The organism is Lysobacter sp. TAB13 (assembly GCF_052113885.1).
In the GTDB taxonomy this organism is placed as follows: domain Bacteria; phylum Pseudomonadota; class Gammaproteobacteria; order Xanthomonadales; family Xanthomonadaceae; genus Lysobacter; species Lysobacter gummosus.
On the sequence record NZ_JBFRDR010000103.1, the window covers coordinates 1 to 576 of the forward strand.

Sequence of the window (576 nt, forward strand, 5' to 3'; positions counted from 1 at the left end):
GTGGCACGACACCCGCAATGAACGCGAGCGACGTCATCAGGATCGGCCTCAACCGCAGGCGCGCGGCTTCGAGCACCGCGGCAATTGGATCGCGGCCCTTCTTTTCCTCTTCATAAGCGAATTCCACGATCAGGATGGCATTTTTGGCCGCAAGACCGACCAACACGACAAACGCGATCTGGGTGAAGATGTTGTTGTCACCGTTTGAGAGCCAGACGCCGACGATCGCAGACAGCAACGCCAATGGGGCGATGAGCAGCACCGTGAAGGGCAATGACCAGCTGTTGTACTGGGCTGCCAGGATCAGGAATGCCAGCAATACGGCGAGCGGGAACACGATCATGGCCGTGTTCCCGGCCTGTTTCTCCTGGAAGGTCAGATCGGTCCACTCGAATGTCATGCCGGCTGGCAGCGTCTCACGCGCGATCCGCTCGATTGCCGCTGTCGCCTGCCCGGACGAGTAACCTCGCGCTGGCCCTCCTGTAATGTCGACCGAGGGATAGCCATTGTAGTGCATCACCCGGTCTGGTCCTGAACTGGCAACGACGGTTGCAAGAGCCGCGAGGGGAATCATCT

At 59.9% G+C, this 576-nt stretch carries 1 protein-coding gene; it reads right to left on the reverse strand.

The genetic code is table 11. The features are described 5' to 3' along the window. Positions 1–517: efflux RND transporter permease subunit (locus AB4Y92_RS25325; RefSeq protein WP_441822121.1), on the reverse strand; the 517-nt coding region annotated here is incomplete at its 3' end. Between the last annotated feature and the right edge of the window lie 59 nt (positions 518–576).